The organism is Streptomyces sp. NPDC020299, from assembly GCF_044387825.1.
Taxonomy (GTDB): domain Bacteria; phylum Actinomycetota; class Actinomycetes; order Streptomycetales; family Streptomycetaceae; genus Streptomyces.
Genome location: NZ_JBIRWL010000001.1, coordinates 816,658 through 835,541 on the forward strand (window position 1 = coordinate 816,658; position 18,884 = coordinate 835,541).

The window sequence follows — 18,884 nt, forward strand, 5'->3', positions numbered from 1 at the left end:
CCCCTCGACCGTACTACAGGCGTAGTCCAGACGGTAGGTTGACCGGCATGTCCGTACACCCCGCGAGTGCCTCCCGCGCCGGTCTCGTCGCCGACACCGCCCTCGCCCTGCTCGCCTCACGCGGTATGCGCGGGCTGACGCACCGGGCGATCGACGAGGCGGCAGGACTGCCGCAGGGCTCCACGTCGAACGTGGCCCGCACCCGGCAGGCGCTGCTGGAGCTGGCGGTGCGCAGGCACGCCGAGCGGGAGGCGCGGGTGCTGGCCCTGGACGAGCTGCCGGACCCGCGCGGCGGGCTCGACGCGCTGGCCGACGCCCTGGCCCTGGCCACACACCGCTCGATCACCCGCGACCGCGACCTGCTCGTCGCCCGCTACGAACTGGCTCTGGAGGCGACCCGCCGCCCCGAGCTGCGCGCCTTCTACGACGCGACGGGCGCCGTCTTCCGCGACCAGCTGGCCGCCATGCTCACCGCCGTCGGCTCGACCGACCCGGCCCGGCACGTACTGTCGCTGGTCGGCTGGGCGGACGGGTTGATGTTCTCGTGCGTGGCCGGGTCGTTCAACGCGGAGGTACCGAGCCTGGCGGAGGTGCGGGCGGGGGTGCGGGAGCTGCTGCGCGGGATGCTCGGCCGCTGACCGGGGGCAATGGGCGCACGCGGAAATCCCGTGGCGGGAAAACCCATAGAGGCACGGGGCGAGTTGGGCGAGGATGCGACCATGACGACCAAGCGCGAAGAGCCCGCCCAGAACGCCGACGAACGCACCATGCTGGAGGGCTGGCTGGACTACCACCGCCAGACGCTGGCCTGGAAGTGCGAGGGCCTGACCGACGAACAGTTGCGCACGGCGTCCGTGCCGCCGTCCGAGCTGTCGCTGATGGGGCTGGTGCGGCACATGGCGGAGGTGGAGCGGGGCTGGTTCCGCAAGGTGCTGGTCGGTGAGGATCCCGGGCCGGTCTACTACAGCGAGGAGGACCCGGACGGCGAGTTCCATCTCACCGAGGCGGACACCTGGCAGGAGGCGTACGGCACCTGGCAGGCCGAGATCGAGATCGCCCGGCGCCACGCGGCCGGATTCGGTCTCGACGACCTGTCCAAGGGCAACGGCAGGTCCACCGGCGAGCCCTTCAACCTCCGCTGGATCTACACCCACATGATCGAGGAGTACGCCCGCCACAACGGCCACGCCGACCTGGTCCGCGAGCGGCTGGACGGCGCCACCGGCGACTGACGTCACCCCCGGTGTGCCCGCACCCCCCGTACGGGGCACGACTTCACCCGTGCGGGGCACCATCCGCCCCGGTACCGTTTCCAACGCGGGCGTCACCCGCCAGAGTTGCCCGGGTGCATCGAACGACGACCACCGCAGCGCTCCTGGTCACCGTGGCCGTCTCGGCCCTCTCCGGCTGTGTGACGGTCCAGCGTCCACCGGCCCCCGGCCCGCCGCCGGGTACTTCGCCGTCACGGACCTCGGCGCCCCGCCCGGACGGCAGCACGTGGCCACGGGACGTGCAGGGCCCGGCCCGGGAGGCACTGGAGATGGTCGGCCCGTCCCGCCGGCCCGGCCGGCCCGCGGCGCACCCTCCGGCGGCCCCACCGGTGCCCCGGCAGCCGGAGCCCCGGGTCGCGCGTCCCCGGCCCCCTCGCATGCCTCTCGAGCAGCCGCGGGTGAGGATCCCGGGCGCGTCGAAGTCCGTACCGAAGTCCGTGCCGAACAACGCGGACGTGTGCGCCCTCGGCAGGCAGTACGGCGGCTGGCGCCCGGACAGCCCGCAGGCGGTCATCTGCGATCAGGCCTACGGGCACTGACCACGGCAGCGGGCCGCCGGCGCTACGTCGGCCGCTGTCTCGGCGGTCCCCAGGACTCCCCTCCGGAGGAGCCCCCCTCCCCCAGCCGCAGCTCCAGCCTGCTGATCGCCGCCCGCACCCCGTCCCCGTAGCGGTCCTCGCCGAGCGCGCCTGCCGCCCCGCGGGCCCGGCGCAGATGGGTGCGGGCGGCCTCGGAGTGGCCCAGCTTCACATAGTCGGCGGCGAGGTTCAGGTGCAGGCTGGGGTAGAAGGCACGCACCGCGGCCGGGCTCTCGTCGCCGGCCTCGTGCTCCTGGGCCAGCTCCTCCGCCGCCGACAACGCCCGCAGATCCCAGGCGAGTTCGTCGGACGGGTCGTCCTGGGTGTCGGCCAGGTAGTGGGCCAGCGTGCAGCGGTGCAGCGGGTCCCCGTCCTCCGCCAGTTCCGTCCACAGATCCAGGAACCGGCGCCGGGCCTCCTCGCGGTCCCCGCCGTGATGCAGCATCACGACCTGCCCGATCCGCGTCAGCACGGCGTCCGGCGCCGCCTGCTCCTGTCGCTCCGCCACCGCGTCCTCCGGGCACACGTAGGGGCCTGTACCGGACGACGCTAACCGTCGGCACCGGCAAACCCGGTCAGGCGGCCCCGCACGACACAGGACCGCCCGGCGGCGGTCAGCCGAGGTTCGGGATGCTCCAGTCGACCGGCTCGTGCCCCTGCGCGGCGACGGCCTCGTTGATCTGCGTGAACGGACGGGAGCCGAAGAACTTCTTGGCCGACAGCGGCGAGGGGTGCGCGCCCTTCACCACGGCGTGCCGCTCGGCGTCGATCAGCGGGAGCTTCTTCTGCGCGTAGTTGCCCCACAGCACGAAGACCGCCGGGTCGGGCCGGCCGGCCACCGCGCGGATCACCGCGTCCGTGAACCGCTCCCAGCCCCGCCCCTTGTGCGAGTTGGCCTCGCCGCCGCGGACCGTGAGCACCGCGTTCAGCAGCAGGACGCCCTGCTGGGCCCACGGCATCAGATAGCCGTTGTCCGGGACGGGCGTGCCCAGCTCCTCGTGCATCTCCTTGTAGATGTTGCGCAGCGACGGCGGGATCCGCACGCCGGGCCGGACCGAGAAGCACAGGCCGTGGCCCTGGCCCTCACCGTGGTAGGGGTCCTGACCGAGGATCAGGACCTTCACCTTCTCGTACGGCGTGGCGTCCAGCGCGGCGAAGACCTCCTCGCGCGGCGGGTGGACGGGACCCTTCGACCGCTCCTCCTCGACGAACTCGGTCAGCTCCTTGAAGTAGGGCTGCTGCAGTTCGTCGCCCAGAACCCCGCGCCAGGACTCGGGCAGCATGGCGATGTCGGTCACGTCAACGTCCTCACGATGTGCGGTCACTTCCAGGTCTCAGAACCTACAGGCGACCACTGACAACGGTGCCCCGTCCTCGGAGAACGCCTCCGCTACCAGCTGGTCTTCCGGAACAGCTCCCACATCATCATGATCGTGGACGGGTCGACGGACCGCTCCGCGCCGGAGATGTCGTCGCTCACGGCCAGGTACTGCTTGCCCTGCCACAGCGGCAGCAGCCGCACGTCCTTCGCCATGATCGTCTGGGCTTCCTGGAACTCCTTCACCACGCGGCTGCGGTCGGCCTCCCGGCGGGAGCGGGGCAGCAGGTCGTCAGTGATCTTGGGTGTCGAGTAGGGCGTGCCGACGGCGTTCTGGCTGCCGACGAACGGCGCGATGAAGTTGTCGGCGTCGGGGAAGTCGGGGGACCAGCCGCGCCCGAACACCGGGTACTCGCCCTTCCGGTAGCCCTCCACATAGGTGTTCCAGGGGGCGCCGTGCAGGGTGACGCTGAACAGGCCGGAGCCCTCCAGCTGGCTCTTGATCTCCTGGAACTCCTTCGCGGTCGCCGAGCCGTAGCGGTCGGTGGTGTACCAGAGCGTGAGAGGCACCTTCTGGTTGATGCCCGCGTCGGTGAGGATCTTGCGGGCCTTGGCGACGCTGGGGTCTCCGAAGTCGTCGAAGAAGACGGAGGTGTGCCCGGTCAGGCCGGCGGGGACCATGGAGTAGAGCGGCTGGACGGTGTCCTTGTAGACCTGGTGGACGATCTCGCCGCGGTTGATGAGCTGGGCGATGGCTTTTCTGACGGGAGCCTTGTTGGCCCAGGGGTCCTTGGGGTTGAAGACCAGGTACTCGATCTCGTTGCTCGAGCCGTCGATGAGATCGATGTCCTTGGTGCCCTGGCTCTGGAAGGAGAGGATGTCGTCGGCGGCGAGGCCGCGGAAGATGACGTCGAGCTTCTTGTCACGCAGGTCGCTCGCCAGCAGCCGCGAATCCTGGTAGTAGCGGATGGTCACCGCGTCGTTCTTGCGCTCCGCGAAGCCCTTGTAGCGCTTGTTCGCGACCAGCACGGCCTCCTTGCCCTGCTGGTAGGACTTGAGGTCGTACGGCCCGGACCCGACCACCTGGTCGTCCTTGCGCAGCGCGTTCTTCGAGTACTCCGCGGGGTCCACGATCGACATGCCGGGTGTTGCCAGCACAAACGGGAATGTGGCGTCCGGCTTGTTCAGATGGAAGACGACCTCGCGGTCGCCCACCGCCTGGACCCGGTCGAGACCGGCCAGCAGACCGGCGGGGCCGGTGCTGACGTTGATCTTCTTGATTCGGTCGAACGAGTACTTGACGGCCTGGGCGTTCAGTGTGTGCCCGTTGGAGAAGGTCAGGTCCGAGCGGAGCTTGCAGGTGTAGACGGTGTTGGACGCCGAGAACCGGCAGCTCTCGGCCGCGTCGGGCTGCGGCGTGGTCGCGCCCACGGGGTAGTTGAGCAGGGTCTGGTAGATATTGCGGAAGAGTTCCCAGGACTGGTCCCAGGAGGCGGCAGGATCCAGGGTGCTGGGCGCGCTCGTGGTGCCCACCACGATCGGCCCGCCGCTGTCCTGGTCGCCGTCGGAAAGGATTCCGCAGCCGGCCACCAAGGATATGGACAGGACCGCAGCCACTCTCTGCAGGCCTCGGTTCCGGTTGAACACGCGCACACTCCTCGATCCGCCATACCAAGGGTCGGCAGACCATACCGCAGCGTCACGCCCCCTGAACCACCCTGTGACCAGGCTCCTTGATCCACTGTGCTATGACGACGTTGTCATTCCCCTGGGCGGGTCTCGTAAGGCGCGAAACGGGCGCCGTTCCCGCGGGGAACGGCGCCCTGAGCGCGTGACGGCGGGTGCCGTCAGCCCACGCCGGCGTTGAGGAAGATGCCGCCGTCGACCACGAGGGTCTGCCCGGTGATCCAGTCGGACTGCGCCGAGGTGAGGAAGGCGGCGGCGCCGCCGATGTCGGAGGGCACGCCGAGCCGGGCGAGCGGGTAGGCGGCGGCCGCCTCCTCCTCCCGGCCCTCGTACAGGGCCTGCGCGAACTTGGTCTTCACCACGGCCGGAGCGATGGCGTTGACCCGCACCTTGGGCGCGAACTCGTGCGCGAGCTGCTGGGTCAGGTTGATCATCGCGGCCTTGCTGACACCGTAGGCGCCGATGAACGGCGAGGGCGCGAGGCCCGCGACCGAGGCGATGTTGACGATCGCGCCGCCGTTGTCCTTCTGCCAGGCGTGCCACGTCTTCTGCGCGAAGCCGAGCGCCGAGATCACGTTGGTCTCGAACACCTTGCGCGCGACATCCAGGTCGAGGTCGGCGATCGGCCCGAACACCGGGTTCGTACCGGCGTTGTTGACCAGGTGGTCGACGCGGCCGAAGGCCTCCATGGTGCGCTCGACGGCCTCGGTCTGGTGGGCGAGGTCGTGCGCCTTGCCGGCGACGCCGATGACCCGTTCGGCGCCGAGCTGCTCGACGGCCTCCTTCAGGGCGTCCTCGTTACGGCCGGTGATGCACACCCGGTCGCCGCGCGCGACCAGCGCCTCGGCGACGCCGTATCCGATGCCGCGGCTGGCGCCCGTGACGAGGGCTACCCTGCCGGAGAGTTCAGGAAGTTCAGTCATGTCCGTGGTCCCCAGTGTTCCTAGTTCAGCGGTCCGCCGGCGACGTACAGCACCTGGCCGGAGACGAAGCCGGCGGCCTCGCCCGTGAAGAACGCGATGGCGTTGGCGATGTCCTCGGGCTCACCCACGCGCTGCACCGGGATCTGGGTGGCGGCGGCGGCCTTGAACTCCTCGAAGCCCATCTTCACGCGGTCGGCCGTGGCCTTGGTCATCTCGGTGGCGATGAAGCCCGGGGCGACGGCGTTGGCGGTGATGCCGAACTTGCCCAGCTCGATGGCGAGGGTCTTGGTGAAGCCCTGCAGGCCCGCCTTGGCGGCGGAGTAGTTGGCCTGGCCGCGGTTGCCGAGCGCGGAGGAGGAGGACAGGTTGACGACGCGGCCGAAGCCCGCGTCCACCATGTGCTTCTGGACGGCCTTGGTCATCAGGAAGGAGCCGCGCAGGTGCACGTTCAGGACAGTGTCCCAGTCCGAGGCGGTCATCTTGAACAGCAGGTTGTCACGGAGCACGCCCGCGTTGTTGACCAGGATCGTCGGGGCGCCCAGCTCCTCGACGACGCGCGCGATGGCCGCCTCGACCTGCGCCTCGTCGGAGACGTCGGCGCCGACCGCGATGGCCTTGCCGCCGGCCGCGGTGATCTTCTCCACGGTGTCCTTGCAGGCGGCCTCGTCGAGGTCGATCACGGCGACCGCGCGGCCCTCGGCGGCCAGTCGTACGGCCGTGGCGGCGCCGATGCCGCGCGCGGCGCCGGTGACCACGGCGACCCGCTGCTCAGTGGTGGACATTGCTGTTTCTCCTCGCCCTAGAGAAGGTACGCCCGATGGGTGAGCGACCGCTTAGTACCTTCGACACACGTGACGCTAGAAGCCCTGGCACCCGGTGTCAACGGCACACCGGGTGCGTGTGATCCATTACCTCACCAGGAGGCCCAGCAACCGCTCCGCCTCGCCCGCCGGATCGGTCGTGAGCCCCGTGTGCACGGGCCCGGGCTGCACGACCGTCGAGCGGGGCGCGATCAGCCAGCGGAAGCGCCGCCCGGGGTCGTCCCCCGCCGCCTGCCCGGCCGCCCCGCCTCCGCTGCACATGCCCTCGACGGCGCCCAGCGCGGCCCGTACGCCTGCCACGTCCGCGTCCGGGTCGAGGGCCAGCAACCGGGCCTCGTCGAGATGGGTACGGGCGCCGACGTACGCCTGCGCGCGGCAGTAGACGACCACTCCCGCGTTGATGCACTCGCCCCGTTCGACGCGGGGTACGACCCTGAGCAGCGCGTACTCGAAGACGTCGCGGTCGCCGCCCTGGCCCGTCCGGGTGATGTGGCGCTCGGTCACTTGTTCCCCTCGATGCCGTTGATGCGCTCGTGGATGCCGGCGGCCCGCGTGAGCAGCGGACGCGCATAGGCCCTCCGGAGGTCGTCCGGGGTCGCGAAGCCGGGTTCACCGGCCAGCCAGGCGTCGGGGATCTCAGCGGTGACCTCGGCGAGGAGTTCCTCGGTGACCAGGGGCGCCAACGCGGCGGCGGCCGAGCGGACATCGGGCCCGTAGCGTGCGAGGGCGTGGTCCGAGGCGTCGTACGGGCGGGCCGCGGAGGTCTCGGCGGAAGGCCAGTTGTGGTGCCAGATCATGGTGGCGCCGTGGTCGATGAGCCACAGTTCTCCCCGGTGCATCAGCAGGTTGGGGTTGCGCCAGGAGCGGTCGACGTTGTTCACCAGCGCGTCGAACCAGACGATCCGCCCGGCCTCCTCGCTGCTCACCGTGAAGGCGAGCGGGTCGAAGCCGAGGGCACCGGAGAGGAAGTCCATGCCGAGGTTGGTGCCGCCGCTGGACCTCAGCAGTTCCTGCACCTGCTGGTCGGGTTCGCCGAGCCCCAGGACCGGATCGAGGGCGATCGTCACCAGCCGGGGCATGCGGAAGCCGAGGCGGCGGGCCAGTTCGCCGCAGACGACTTCGGCCACCAGCGTCTTGCGGCCCTGACCGGCGCCGGTGAACTTCATGACGTACGTCCCGAAGTCGTCGGCCTCGACGAGCCCCGGCAGCGAGCCGCCCTCACGCAGGGGTGTGATGTAGCGGGTCGCGGTGACCTCTTTCAGCACTTTCAGGGGCCGTCCGTTTCATTGAGCTTGCAATCCATGGTCAAGTCCGGAGGTGAGAATCTGGGGAGTTCCGGCCGCCCTCCGGCATGAAACGAGCATAGTGACCGAGGGTGATCGCGGGCGCGGAGTGCCCGGCTCCACCGATGCCGCCGGCCGGTCATGTCCGGCTACTCGAACTCCACGACGGCGCGGTAGCGGACGCTGCCCTTGCGGACCCGGTCCAGTGCCTGCTCGAAGTCCGCGGCCGGGAACGTCTGCACCTGCGGGCGGATGTCGTGGCGGTGCGGCGAAGTCGATCATCTGTCGGGTCTGTGCCGCTGAACCCACGATGCCGCCGACGAGTGTCTTCGCGGCCACCAGCAGACTCATCGCCGAGACGGTGACGGGGCGTTCCGGGAGGCCGACGGCACACAGCCGGCCCTGCGGCCGCAGCAGGCCGAGGTAGTCGTCCCAGGGGAGGTCCGCTGACACGGCGGACATGACGAAGTCGAACGAACCGGCGGCCTGCTGCAGGGCGCCCGCCTCGCCGGAGGCGATGAAGTCGGTGGCGCCGAAGCGTTCGGCGTCGGCCCGCTTGGCGGGTGTCGTGGAGATGGCGGTGACCGCGCAGCCCCACCTGGCGAGGAACTGGATGGCCAGATGGCCCAGACCGCCCACACCGACGCGGTGCGTCGGCAGGACCTGGTTCTCCAGGAGCGGGGAGAACACCGTCGTGCCGGCGCAGAGCAGCGGGGCCGCGTGCTCGGACCGGATCGCGTCGGGGAGCGGGTGGACGTGGCGCCAGTCACCGGCCCGGACGTGGCTGGCGAACCCGCCCCGGTCGCCGCGCATGGCGGTGTCGTCCTTGCGGGGGCACAGGTTGGTGCGCCCGCTCAGGCACCATTCGCAGCGGAAGCAGGAGCCCGCGATCGCGCCGACGCCGACCCGCTGCCCGACGGACAGGACGCTGTGGTCCACCGCGTCGCCGACCGCCGCCACCACGCCGACCGCCTCGTGCCCGGCCACGACGGGGTACCGCGAGATTCCCCACTCGTCGTCGATCATCCCGAGGTCGGTGTGGCAGATCCCGCCGTGCGTCACGCGCACGTCGACCTCGCTCGGCCCCGGTGGACCGGCTTCGTACTCGTACGGGCGCAGGGGCCCGCCGGCTTCGTGTGCCGCATACGCCTGGACCTTCACGGTGTGGCCGCCTTCCAGTCCCGTGCCCCCGATCTGCCGCTATCTGTGATCGGAAATGGCCAAACCGACGAACGGATGTCAGTGCCTCCTGGCACGATCACGCGCATGACATCGGTCGACGAGCAACTCGTCTACGACACGGCCCAGAAGCACGGCGTCCCGGACACGGTCGCAGCCGAGCTGCTCGCCCACTCACGCCCGTGCATCTACCTGCTCCAACTCGACGAACTGTCCCCGGCCCAGCGGGAAACCGCCCGCCCGGCCGCCCGCACGGGCGGACTGCCCTCACTCCCCCACGACACCGACTGGCCCGACGGCAAAGAACCCCTCGTCCTGACCGTCGACTGCGCGGCCCTGCCGCACGACGTCCTGGACATCGAGCTGCCCACCGACGGCCACCTGCTCTTCTTCTCCGAGATCGAGTACGAGCCGGAGTCCTCCGCGGTGCTCCACGTGCCCGCGGGAGCGCGGACCGCCGAGCGCCCCTCGACGTACGACCTCGGCGGTGAAACCGCGCATGCCAAGGTCTACGAACCGCAGACCCTCTACCCCGTCGTCGGACTGACCCTGCACAGCGACTGGCAGTACGCCCCCGCGCGCCGCGCCTTCCTGAGCGACGGTGACGGCAACGGCGACGGCAACGAAGAAATTCTGGACGAGTTCGAGGAGACCGTCCTCGAACTGGCCGCCGGAGGAGCAGAGTTCGGCGTGTGCGCCCAGCTCGGCGGCTTTTCCAGCCCTTGGGACATGGCCCCCGACGAGGGCGACCTCGTTCTCTTCGCCCAGATGGCCGGCCAGTCGATCGACCACGACGTCTACACCCTGAACCTGATCACGGGTACCCGGCAGGACATCGCCGCGCGCCGTTATACCGCACTGAAGTACACGCAGCAGTGCTGATCAGAAGGGCGCCGGATACAGTGCGCGAGACGGCAGCCCGGTCAGGGAGGGGAAGCGTGACCGACACCAGCAACACCCGGCCCGCCGAAAGTGAAGCGCAAGCGCCGCGGCAGAGCCGGCTGCACCGCCTGATGCGCTACATCCCCCTGGTCGCCCCCGTCCTGCTGTGGGCCGTGCCCTGCTGGGTGCTCCTGTACGGCGGTCAGCACTGGCCGCTGCCCGTCACGCTGGTCGGCACCGCCCTGTTCGCCCTCGGCCTCGTCGGCATGCCGTTCGCGATGGTGCGCGGCCACGGCCGGCGCCAGCAGGACCGGGCGGCGATCATCGGTGACAGCCTGCTGGGCACCAGCTGGGTTCTGTTCACCTGGTCCGTTCTGCTCGGGGTCGTCTTGCGACTCGCCCTGGCCGTGGCCGGCGTCGGCGAGAGCCAGGACCGGGCCCGGATCGTTGCTTGGGCCGTCCTCGGCGTGACCGCCGTACTGCTCGTCTGGGGGTACACCGAGGCCCGCCGCGTGCCACGCGTGCGCCGGCTCGACGTGCGACTCCCCCGACTGGGTGCCGGGTTGGACGGCACCCGTGTCGTCCTCATCACCGACACGCACTACGGCCCACTCGATCGCGCCCGCTGGTCGGCACGGGTGTGCGAGACGGTGAACGCTCTGGAAGCCGACCTGGTCTGCCACACCGGTGACATCGCGGACGGCACGGCCGAACGCCGCCGCGCCCAGGCCGTCCCCCTCGGTACCGTGCGGGCCACCCGGGCCCGTGTGTACGTCACCGGCAACCACGAGTACTACAGCGAGGCCCAGGGCTGGGTCGACCTGATGGACGAGCTGGGCTGGGAGCCGCTGCGCAACCGCCATCTGCTGCTCGAACGCGGAGGCGACACCCTCGTGGTCGCCGGCGTGGACGACGTCACCGCCGAGTCCTCCGGCCTGGCAGGCCACCGCGCCCATCTCGCCGGAGCCCTGCACGGCGCCGACCCCGACCTGCCCGTCCTGCTCCTGGCACACCAGCCCAAGTTCGTCGACCGGGCGGCAGCCGCCGGCATCGACCTCCAACTCTCCGGCCACACCCACGGCGGCCAGATCTGGCCCTTCCACCACCTGGTCCGCATCGACCAGCCCGCCGTCGCCGGCCTCAGCCACCACGGCACCCGCACCCTCCTCTACACCAGCCGCGGCACCGGCTTCTGGGGCCCGCCGTTCCGCATCCTCGCCCCCAGCGAGATCACCCTGCTCGTACTCCGCTCCCCACACCTGCCCACCGCGCCGTAGCACGGGGGCGTCAGCCTGTGGGCGTGCCGATCTGGTCGCGTTCGAGCACGGAGCGCAGCTTCGAGATGGCGCGGACGGCGGCCGAGGCCGAGGAGCCGTCGAGCGTGTCTCCGATCAACTCGGTGAGTTCATGGGTGAATGTCTCCTCCGCCGCGTCGATGAGCCGCGAGCCGTCGTCGGTCAGGGCCAGCAGGGAGGACCGGCGATCGGATGGATTCGGCTGCCGGACGACCCATCCCTGCTTTTCCAGACGGTCGGCGCCCTTGCTGGTCGCCCCGACGCCGATGGCGAACTCGGCGGCGAGGTCCGCCACGCGAGATCCGGGGTGGTCGCGCAGGTGGCGCAGGAACTCGAACTGTGAGGTGACGATCCCGTGCCGCTCGCGGAGACGGTCGTTGAGGGCGTTGTACAGGCGCGTCTCGCATCGGACCAGATCGGCGAAGAAGCCCGGCAGGTCGACCGCCCCACCGCTCGATTTAGATGCCATGGAATATAGTTTAGTGGAAGCTGCTTACGGCGTTCCTGACCTCGCGCAGACCGGGATGCCGGAGGCGCAGCCGGCGCTCCAGACGCTGGTGCAGTGTGATCCAGGCAGCGGGGCAGCCGTGGCAGGCACCGCCGAACCGGACGGTGACGACACCGTCCCGCACGCCGACCAGGTCGATGGTGCCTCCATGGGAGCGGGCGAAGTCGCCCACCGGCCCGGTGAGGAGTTCCCGTACGGCGGCCTCCAGCAGGGCGTCGTCGCCGGGACGGTGGTCCTGGTCGGACGGGACCCAGCCGGCGGGGTCGGCGAGGGCGGTGTGGAGCGCGGTGCGGACCCGGGCGCCCTCGTGGGGCCAGGTGCGGCCCTCGCCGAGCCGGGTGACGACGGCGGTGGGCTCGACGGTGATCTCGACGAGGGTGCCGTCGTTCACGAGGGCGGCCAGCGGCGCGGGTGCCCCGGCGATCGGGCCGGTGGTGGTGAGGATGCCGGTGGGGATGATCCAGCGCAGGCGGTCGGGGTGGCCGGCGACGCGCTGGGGGTGGAGGGGGATCATGGTGTCGCTCACCCGCCCAGCAGGCCGGTGAGCGTTTTCGCCGCGTACGCCATCAGCCAGGCGAGTCCGGTCAGATAGGTGAAGGCGATCGTCGGCCACTTCCACGTGCCCGTCTCGCGGCGGATCACCGCCACGGTGGCCATGCACTGCAGCGCGTACGCGAAGTAGACCAGCAGGGCGGCGATCACGGGCGGTGTGAAGACCTTCTGTCCGGCGCGCGGCCCGTCCGGGTAGGTCATGGCGCGCAGCGCCCGGGCCGGGTGGTCGGGGTTCTCGGCGGCGGCCACCTGCCCGAGAGTGGCGACGAAGGTCTCCCGCGCCGACTGGGCCGACAGCACACCGACGTCGATCCGCCAGTCGAAGCCCAGCGGGTCGAAGACGGGGCCGACCAGCCGGCCCAGCCCGGCGGCGTAGCTGTGGTCGACCGTGTACGCGGTCACGGCCGCCGGCCTGGCCGTGTCGACGCCGGCCGCCTGCATCTGCGCGGCCGAGTGCAGCGGCAGGTTCAGCAGCAGCCACAGCCCGATGCTGGTGGCCATGATGACGGTGGTGCACTTGCGCAGGAAGGCCCGCGCGGCCGACCACATCGCCAGCAGCACCGCGCGCGGGGCAGGCAGCCGGTAGGGCGGCATCTCCATGTAGAACGGCAGGAACCGGCCGTTGCGGTCGCCGAGCTTCTTGAAGACCCAGGCGGCCAGCATCGCCGAGACGGCACCCAGCAGGTACAGGCCGAACATGACCAGGCCCTGCGCGCCGAACGGGCCGACGTGGGCGGACGGGTCGACGAGCAGGCCGATGAGCAGCACGTAGACCGGCAGCCGGGCCGAGCAGGTCATCAGCGGCGCGGCCATCATCGTGGCGATGCGGTCCCGGGCCGAGGGCAGGGTGCGAGTGGCCATGATGCCGGGGATCGCGCAGGCGAAGGACGACAGGAGTGCCACGAAGGCACGGCCTTCCAGCCCGGCACGGGCCATCACCCGGTCCATCAGGAACGCGGCCCGCGACATGTAGCCCACGCCTTCGAGCAGAGCGAGCAGCAGGAACAGCAGCAGGATCTGCGGAACGAAGACCAGTACGCCGCCGACGCCGCCGATGAGGGCATCACCGAGCAGCCCGGACAGCCACGGGCTGCCGACGTGGCGGTCGACCAGGCCCGACAGCCATCCGAACAGCGTCTCCACCCAGCCCTGCAGCGGGGCCGCCAGGGTGAAGACGGTCTGGAAGAACAGCGTCATCACCGCGAAGAACACCACCGTGCCCCAGAGCGGGTGCAGCAGGACCGCGTCGACGCGCTGGGTGATGCGGTGCCGCTCGGGTGCCCGGTAGTCGGCGAAGGAGAGCACCGACTCCGCCCAGGCGTCCCGCTCGGTCGGCTCGGTGGGCGGGATCAGTGCCGGGGTGGGCCACTCCCGCCACGCGGAGAGCCGGTCGCGCAGCTGCGCGATCCCGTGCCCGCGGTGGGCGATCACCGCCAGCACCGGTACGCCGAGGGCCTGGGCGAACGCGTCCAGGTCGAGGTGACCCTGGCGTCGGGCCAGTTCGTCGGTGAGCGTGACCACGACGCAGACCGGCAGACCGCGGGCGAGGATCTGCGCGAGGAGCCCGAGCGACCGGCGCAGGGTGGTGGCGTCCATCACGACCAGCAGGGCGTCAGGCCGGTCCGCACCGGCCGGCCGGCCGTCGAGCACATCCACGGTGACCTGCTCGTCCGGGCTGATCGGCGCCAGACTGTAGGTGCCGGGCAGATCCTCGATCACCAGTGCGCGCCCTCCGGCCCGGCAGGTGCCCAAGGACCGGGAGACGGTCACCCCGGGATAGTTGCCGGTCTTGGCGTTCAGCCCGGTCAGACCGTTGAAGACGCTGCTCTTGCCCGAGTTGGGGCTGCCGACCAGGGCGATCCGTGGTGCCTCGGTCGCTGTCGCGTGTCCGTGGCCGCTGTCGTGGCAACCCGTGCTCATCGGTGTGCCTCGACGGTCCGGACGCATGCGGCCTGTTCCCGGCGCAGGCACACCTCGTAGTCCTTGACCCGGTAGACGACCGGATCGCGCAGGGGCGCCCGGCGTACCACCTCCACCACGGTCCCGGGCGTGAACCCGAGGTCGCCCAGACGGCGGGCCACATCCGGTGCCCCGTCCGCGACGACCGCGACCACCGTGGCCAGGGCACCGGGAGCCAGCTCGGCCAGAGCCCGTGCGGCGTCACCCCCCACAGCAGTCGGTACCCTGCCCGTCAGCCCGGATTCCACGTCACCGCCGCGCATCCGCCCCTCCACGACACCATGCCGGACCGATGTGGCCGGCAACCGAGATCAGTAAGGGAAAGCTAGCCTTACCGAGACCTGTCGACCCAGGGCCGTCCGACCCGCGTGAGCGGGCCTTACGGCCCCATCACTGCGCGGAGGCGCGCGGTGTGGGGCCACCGTCCGGGCCGTAGCCGAACCGGATCAGCAGCTGGGGGCAACAGCGCCGCTGCGGCAGGCAGGCCGCCGCCCGCAGATCCGGCCACTCCATCGCCTGGTGCAGCATCGAGGTGCGCACCCCGTGCGCGGTCGCCGTCAGCAGCACGTGCTCCAGGGCCTGGCCCGCCCGCAGCCAGTCCTCTCGCCGGTCGTGGGCCGTCCACAGCAAGGCCACTTGGGCGTGCCGCTCGAAGTGCCGGCCCGGCAGGTGCGGTACGGGCAGCCGGCCGGTGAAATCACGCATCGGTATCCGTCCGTCCGCGTCCTGTGGGCCGAGGGCGGTGAGCGGGAGGCCGTAGGGCACGTCCGCACCGGGGACCGTGATCCAGGCACGGGATTCGCCGGTACGCGACGGGTGGGCCTGGTTGCGTGCTTCGGCCGTCGCCGTCAGGCCCAGGAGCAGCCGTGTCTCGGCGAAGTCCGGCACATGCAGTCGCGCGCCGTCGGACTGTGCGGCCTCGGCCATCTCCGCCACGATCGCCCCGGGCACCGGGCGGCCGGTGAAGGGCATCCGGCTGGTGTGGCGCCGCTCGATGGCCGGGTACAGCCACCGGCATTCCGGCAACTCCCCGGCGGGCGTGGTCAGCTGTACGGTGGCCAGCAGGTCGGGCTCGCCGGGATCGGGCAGCAGCCGGACCACGGGCTCCAAGCCCAGGTGCGCGACGGCGACCCGGAGGTTGAAGACCGCGGCGCCCACGGAGAGGTGCTGGGCGCGCCGATCGGGGTCGGCCAACGGCAGTGCTCGCCTGCTGTCGGCGCGGACCTCGATGGACCGGGTGGCCGCCCGCAGCCCGAAGCGCCACGGCTGCGTGTTGTGGATCGACGGTGCCGCCACGGCCGCGGCCATCAGCGTCTCCAGCACGCCGGCGTCGATGTCCCGGGTCTGCATGCGCGGCTCCTCAACTCCTGTGGGGAGCCGCAGTGGTCGGGGCTCCCCGTATGTCCTCCACCTTCGGTCGTCGCAGGACGCGTGAGGAGGGCCGTCCGTCCCCCACCGCGGACCGGACGGCCCGGGCCCAAGGCCGCGTCTCGTATTCCGGCCGGCCGCTGCGGCCCCGACCAGGGTGGTGGTGCGGTGGCGCGCGGTCGGCGGCGTCAGCGGTGGCTGAGCTGGAGCCGCCAGGCTTCGGGGCCCCGTTGCAGGTACTCGACGGAGAAGGTGCCGGGGCTGCGGTCCTCGATCTGCGCCAGCAGGGGCAGCGGGTCGTGGGGCGCGATGAGCACCATGGCGGCTCCGGCCGGTACGGCGTCGAGCGCGCCGAAGACCGTGGCGTGCCGCAGGGCGTGGGGAACCGACCGCACGTCCAGTTCCGGAACGTCGGCCTCCGCCCCACCGCCGCAGCCGCACACTCCGCCGCAGCCACCGCTTTCCCCGGTCTCGTCGCCGACCGTGTTCCGGGGTCCGGCGGCGGTGCCGGTGGGTGTGCGCCGCGCCAGTTCCTCGCGCAGTTCCGCCAGCAGGGGGGCCAGACGGATGTCCGGTGCCACGGCGAGCAGCGGCAGCACGAGTCCGTTCTCCTTGGCCACGTGCTCTTCGAAGAGCACCTGAAGGGCCCGGGCCTCGGCCGCCGCGCCGAACGGGGTGGGCGCGGCGCGCAGGGTGTCGACCAGGGCCATGAGGCAGCTGTGCTCGGCGATCAGGCTCTCGATGAGCAGGCGGCTGTCGGGCAGATGCCGCGCGGCGGGGTAGAGCACCGCCTCCTCCGCGGCCGCATGCGGCAGGAGTTCGCGATCGCAGAAGGCGACGAGTCCGGCGCGGATCTTCTCGGCCGCGTCGGCGTCGCGTTCCGCGGCGGTCAGCAGCATCGTCACGCGCCCGGCGAGTTCGCCGGCCAGGTGGGCGTGGTGCTCCTCCGCCGCTGCCAGGGCGGTGGCGTCCTCAGGGGCCGAGGCGAGGGTGACGGCACTCATCAGGTTGTCTCCAGCGGTTCACGGCCGGTCCGGCCGACCGGTTCGGGTGGGCTGTTCGTCCGCCACGTCCCTGACGCGGCCGGCGCCGCTGCCCGCCGGGCTGTAGCGGGCCTCCGGCACCGGGACGTGGCGGACGGCCATCCGGTGTGCGGGTGGGACGACCGGATGGTGACCGGCCGGAGGCTCGCCGCGCCCGCCGTGGCACCTTCGGCGCGAGTGGAGGTGGCCGGGCGGCGGGACGCGGCGGTCCGTGGCAGCTCCTGGCCGGTCATGCGCCAGCTCACCAGGCCATCCGCATCGGCGCCTGGGCCGGGTGGGCCCGGCCCACAGCGTCACTGGTCCTCGGTCGCCGATGTCGAACAGGGCCGAACGGCCGCCTACGAGAGGGCGCTCCGGCCCAGGCTCGGGCGGCCCGGCTCGGCTAGCGTCCGCTCCCATGCAGCACGGCAAGCACTCCCACCCGGCCGACGTCACTGCCCGGCAACCCCGCACGCGCTCCGTGCGACGGCCGTGGCGCCGATGTCACGCGCGCTGACCGGGAGGCTGATCAGCGACTCCCGCACCGGTGCGGGGCACCGGCACTCCTGACGCCGCGCATCCCCCGCGCACCATGATCGCCACAGGCGTTCTTCCGCGGCTCCCCGTCGCCGAACCGCGCGCACCCGCCCAGCGTCCTCTCCTCGGCATCCTCCTCCGCCGGGGGCGCCCCTCATCCGCCGGCCCGCCGGCCGAGGGGCCACGCCCGCACAAGGACTCGTCTTGCTCCTCGAAGATCTCCGGACGGCCTGCCGCAAGGATCCCGCCCTGCACGGCATCCACGTGGCCGAGGTCCTGCTGTATCCGGGACTGTGGGCGATCTGGACGCACCGGATCGCCCACCGCCTGCACCGGCTCGGCGTGCCGCTCCTGCCCCGGGTCGTCTCCCAGCTCTCACGCGCCCTGACCGGCATCGAGATCCACCCCGGTGCCGTCATCGGGCGCCGCTGCTTCATCGACCACGGCATGGGTGTGGTGATCGGCGAGACCGCCGTGCTCGGCGACGACGTGATGCTCTACCACCGCGTCACCCTGGGCGGCGTCGGCTGGTGGACGGATGCCGGGTCCGCCAGGCGGCACCCCACCGTCGGTGACCGTGTCGTCCTCGGCGTCGGCGCCAGCGTGCTCGGCCCCGTCCGCATAGGCCACGACACGCTCATCGGCGCGCACGCCCTCGTGCTGCGCGACGTCCCCCGCCCACTCCCGCGTCCACGCCGCGGCGACCCACCACACCACCGTGCCGGACTCCGGACCCCCGGCCATCAGGAAGGACCGCCATGCCGGCGATACACCCCTCGATCACCGCCCTCATCGGTCGCACCCCCCTGGTGGCGCTGCGCCGCTACGGTGAGGACCTGCCGGCGCGTCTGGTCGCCAAGCTGGAGTCCGCCAACCCCGGCGGCAGCGTCAAGGACCGTATCGCCCTGGCGATGATCGAGGAGGCCGCGACCACCGGAACGCTCCGCCCCGGACAGCGGATCGTGGAAGCGACCAGCGGCAACACCGGCATCGGCCTGGCCATGGTGGCCGCCGCCAAAGGCCATCCGGTGACCTTCACCATGCCCGAGAGCATGAGTGCCGAACGGCGTGCCCTGCTGCGTGCCTACGGCGCCGAGCTGGTGCTGACACCGGCCGCCGACGGCATGCGCGGCGCTGTCGAGCGGGCCACGGAGCTGGCTGAGCGCCACGGCTGGTTCATGCCCCGGCAGTTCACCAACCCGGCCAACCCCGACGCCCACCGCCGCACCACCGCCCAGGAGATCTGGGAGGACACCGGCGGGGAGATCGACGTCCTGGTGGCCGGCGTCGGCACCGGCGGCACCGTCACCGGGGTCGGCCAGGTGCTGAAGGAGAAGAAGCCGGAGGTCACCGTGGTGGCCGTGGAGCCGGCCGAATCCGCCGTCCTGTCCGGCGGCGCCCCGGGCCCGCACCGTATCCAGGGCCTCGGCGCCGGGTTCGTCCCCGACGTCCTCGACACATCCGTCTACGACACCGTCTGCCGCGTTCCCCTGCCCCAAGCGCAGGCCGCGGCCCGGCACTTGGCCCGCACCGAGGGCATTCTCGCCGGCGCGTCCAGCGGCGCCGCCCTCCACGCGGCCACCACCCTCGCGCGAGACCCGCGGCACCACGGCGCCCTGATCGTCGTCGTCCTGCCCGACACCGGTGAGCGGTACCTCAGCACGGACCTGTTCACGTGAAGCCTCGCCGACCAGCCGCCGAC

Annotated in this window: 21 protein-coding genes; 7 read left to right on the forward strand and 14 right to left on the reverse strand. The window is 71.6% G+C overall.

Annotated features, from left to right (window positions below; translation table 11 throughout):
• Positions 1 to 47 precede the first annotated feature (47 nt).
• From ACH45E_RS03810 to ACH45E_RS03820, 3 genes are all read left to right on the forward strand, one after another.
• Positions 48 to 638: a TetR/AcrR family transcriptional regulator gene (locus tag ACH45E_RS03810; protein WP_361435461.1), complete on the forward strand. Its 591-nt coding sequence runs from the start codon at positions 48 to 50 to the stop codon at positions 636 to 638.
• An 81-nt stretch (positions 639 to 719) separates the two neighbouring features.
• Positions 720 to 1,232 carry a DinB family protein gene (locus tag ACH45E_RS03815; protein WP_361435459.1) on the forward strand — a complete coding sequence of 171 codons (513 nt, stop codon included), beginning with the start codon at positions 720 to 722 and terminating at the stop codon, positions 1,230 to 1,232.
• A gap of 113 nt (positions 1,233 to 1,345) precedes the next feature.
• The gene (locus ACH45E_RS03820; RefSeq protein WP_361435456.1) at positions 1,346 to 1,810 is read left to right on the forward strand and encodes a hypothetical protein; all 465 of its coding nucleotides are present in this window, start codon (positions 1,346 to 1,348) and stop codon (positions 1,808 to 1,810) included.
• A gap of 22 nt (positions 1,811 to 1,832) precedes the next feature.
• Here the strand turns inward: ACH45E_RS03820 and ACH45E_RS03825 are convergent, their stop codons facing one another.
• From ACH45E_RS03825 to ACH45E_RS03860, 8 genes are all read right to left on the reverse strand, one after another.
• Positions 1,833 to 2,357, reverse strand: a complete 525-nt coding sequence (locus tag ACH45E_RS03825) for a hypothetical protein (protein WP_361435454.1) — start codon at positions 2,355 to 2,357, stop codon at positions 1,833 to 1,835.
• Between the two features lie 106 nt (positions 2,358 to 2,463).
• Positions 2,464 to 3,147, reverse strand: coding sequence for a uracil-DNA glycosylase (locus ACH45E_RS03830; protein WP_361435452.1), 684 nt, complete (start codon positions 3,145 to 3,147; stop codon positions 2,464 to 2,466).
• A gap of 92 nt (positions 3,148 to 3,239) precedes the next feature.
• Positions 3,240 to 4,820, reverse strand: a complete 1,581-nt coding sequence (locus ACH45E_RS03835; RefSeq protein WP_361435450.1) for an ABC transporter substrate-binding protein — start codon at positions 4,818 to 4,820, stop codon at positions 3,240 to 3,242.
• A gap of 194 nt (positions 4,821 to 5,014) precedes the next feature.
• On the reverse strand, positions 5,015 to 5,776 hold the full coding sequence (locus ACH45E_RS03840; protein WP_361435448.1) for an SDR family oxidoreductase: 762 nt from the start codon (positions 5,774 to 5,776) through the stop codon (positions 5,015 to 5,017).
• 20 nt (positions 5,777 to 5,796) lie between these two features.
• Positions 5,797 to 6,558, reverse strand: a complete 762-nt coding sequence (gene fabG / locus ACH45E_RS03845; RefSeq protein WP_361435446.1) for a 3-oxoacyl-ACP reductase FabG — start codon at positions 6,556 to 6,558, stop codon at positions 5,797 to 5,799.
• A gap of 126 nt (positions 6,559 to 6,684) precedes the next feature.
• Positions 6,685 to 7,101 carry a DUF3037 domain-containing protein gene (locus ACH45E_RS03850; protein ID WP_361435443.1) on the reverse strand — a complete coding sequence of 139 codons (417 nt, stop codon included), beginning with the start codon at positions 7,099 to 7,101 and terminating at the stop codon, positions 6,685 to 6,687.
• Positions 7,098 to 7,862: a HipA family kinase gene (locus ACH45E_RS03855; RefSeq protein WP_361435441.1), complete on the reverse strand. Its 765-nt coding sequence runs from the start codon at positions 7,860 to 7,862 to the stop codon at positions 7,098 to 7,100. The genes ACH45E_RS03850 and ACH45E_RS03855 overlap by 4 nt, the downstream gene beginning before the upstream one ends.
• Positions 7,863 to 7,880: 18 nt before the next feature.
• Positions 7,881 to 9,041 (reverse strand): NAD(P)-dependent alcohol dehydrogenase, encoded by a 1,161-nt coding sequence (locus tag ACH45E_RS03860; RefSeq protein WP_361435439.1) that lies wholly within the window; start codon positions 9,039 to 9,041, stop codon positions 7,881 to 7,883.
• 105 nt (positions 9,042 to 9,146) lie between these two features.
• Between ACH45E_RS03860 and ACH45E_RS03865 the strand changes: the two genes are divergently transcribed.
• Both ACH45E_RS03865 and ACH45E_RS03870 read left to right on the forward strand, forming a co-directional pair.
• Complete coding sequence (locus tag ACH45E_RS03865; RefSeq protein WP_361435437.1) at positions 9,147 to 9,941, forward strand: DUF1963 domain-containing protein; 795 nt, start codon at positions 9,147 to 9,149, stop codon at positions 9,939 to 9,941.
• 56 nt (positions 9,942 to 9,997) lie between these two features.
• A complete protein-coding gene (locus tag ACH45E_RS03870) occupies positions 9,998 to 11,218 on the forward strand; it encodes a metallophosphoesterase (protein ID WP_361435435.1) in 1,221 nt (406 codons plus the stop codon).
• Between the two features lie 10 nt (positions 11,219 to 11,228).
• On the opposite strand, the gene ACH45E_RS03875 is transcribed toward ACH45E_RS03870, so the two are convergent.
• The 6 genes from ACH45E_RS03875 to ACH45E_RS03900 form a co-directional block, all read right to left on the reverse strand.
• Positions 11,229 to 11,705, reverse strand: a complete 477-nt coding sequence (locus ACH45E_RS03875; protein WP_361435433.1) for a MarR family winged helix-turn-helix transcriptional regulator — start codon at positions 11,703 to 11,705, stop codon at positions 11,229 to 11,231.
• 10 nt (positions 11,706 to 11,715) lie between these two features.
• Entirely contained in the window at positions 11,716 to 12,270 is a 555-nt protein-coding gene (locus ACH45E_RS03880; RefSeq protein ID WP_361435431.1) for a NifU family protein, read from the reverse strand.
• A complete protein-coding gene (locus tag ACH45E_RS03885) occupies positions 12,267 to 14,216 on the reverse strand; it encodes a ferrous iron transporter B (protein ID WP_361435429.1) in 1,950 nt (649 codons plus the stop codon). The genes ACH45E_RS03880 and ACH45E_RS03885 overlap by 4 nt, the downstream gene beginning before the upstream one ends.
• Positions 14,213 to 14,518, reverse strand: coding sequence for a FeoA family protein (locus ACH45E_RS03890; protein ID WP_361435426.1), 306 nt, complete (start codon positions 14,516 to 14,518; stop codon positions 14,213 to 14,215). Before ACH45E_RS03890 ends, ACH45E_RS03885 begins: the two co-directional genes overlap by 4 nt.
• 127 nt (positions 14,519 to 14,645) lie before the next feature.
• Positions 14,646 to 15,605, reverse strand: a complete 960-nt coding sequence (locus tag ACH45E_RS03895; protein ID WP_361435424.1) for an Acg family FMN-binding oxidoreductase — start codon at positions 15,603 to 15,605, stop codon at positions 14,646 to 14,648.
• A gap of 206 nt (positions 15,606 to 15,811) precedes the next feature.
• Positions 15,812 to 16,627, reverse strand: a complete 816-nt coding sequence (locus ACH45E_RS03900; protein ID WP_361435421.1) for a DUF2249 domain-containing protein — start codon at positions 16,625 to 16,627, stop codon at positions 15,812 to 15,814.
• A gap of 819 nt (positions 16,628 to 17,446) precedes the next feature.
• Between ACH45E_RS03900 and epsC the strand changes: the two genes are divergently transcribed.
• Both epsC and cysK read left to right on the forward strand, forming a co-directional pair.
• Positions 17,447 to 18,097: a serine O-acetyltransferase EpsC gene (epsC, locus tag ACH45E_RS03905; protein WP_399039953.1), complete on the forward strand. Its 651-nt coding sequence runs from the start codon at positions 17,447 to 17,449 to the stop codon at positions 18,095 to 18,097.
• Complete coding sequence (gene cysK / locus ACH45E_RS03910; RefSeq protein WP_399039955.1) at positions 17,992 to 18,861, forward strand: cysteine synthase A; 870 nt, start codon at positions 17,992 to 17,994, stop codon at positions 18,859 to 18,861. The genes epsC and cysK overlap by 106 nt, the downstream gene beginning before the upstream one ends.
• The last annotated feature ends 23 nt before the right edge of the window (positions 18,862 to 18,884 follow it).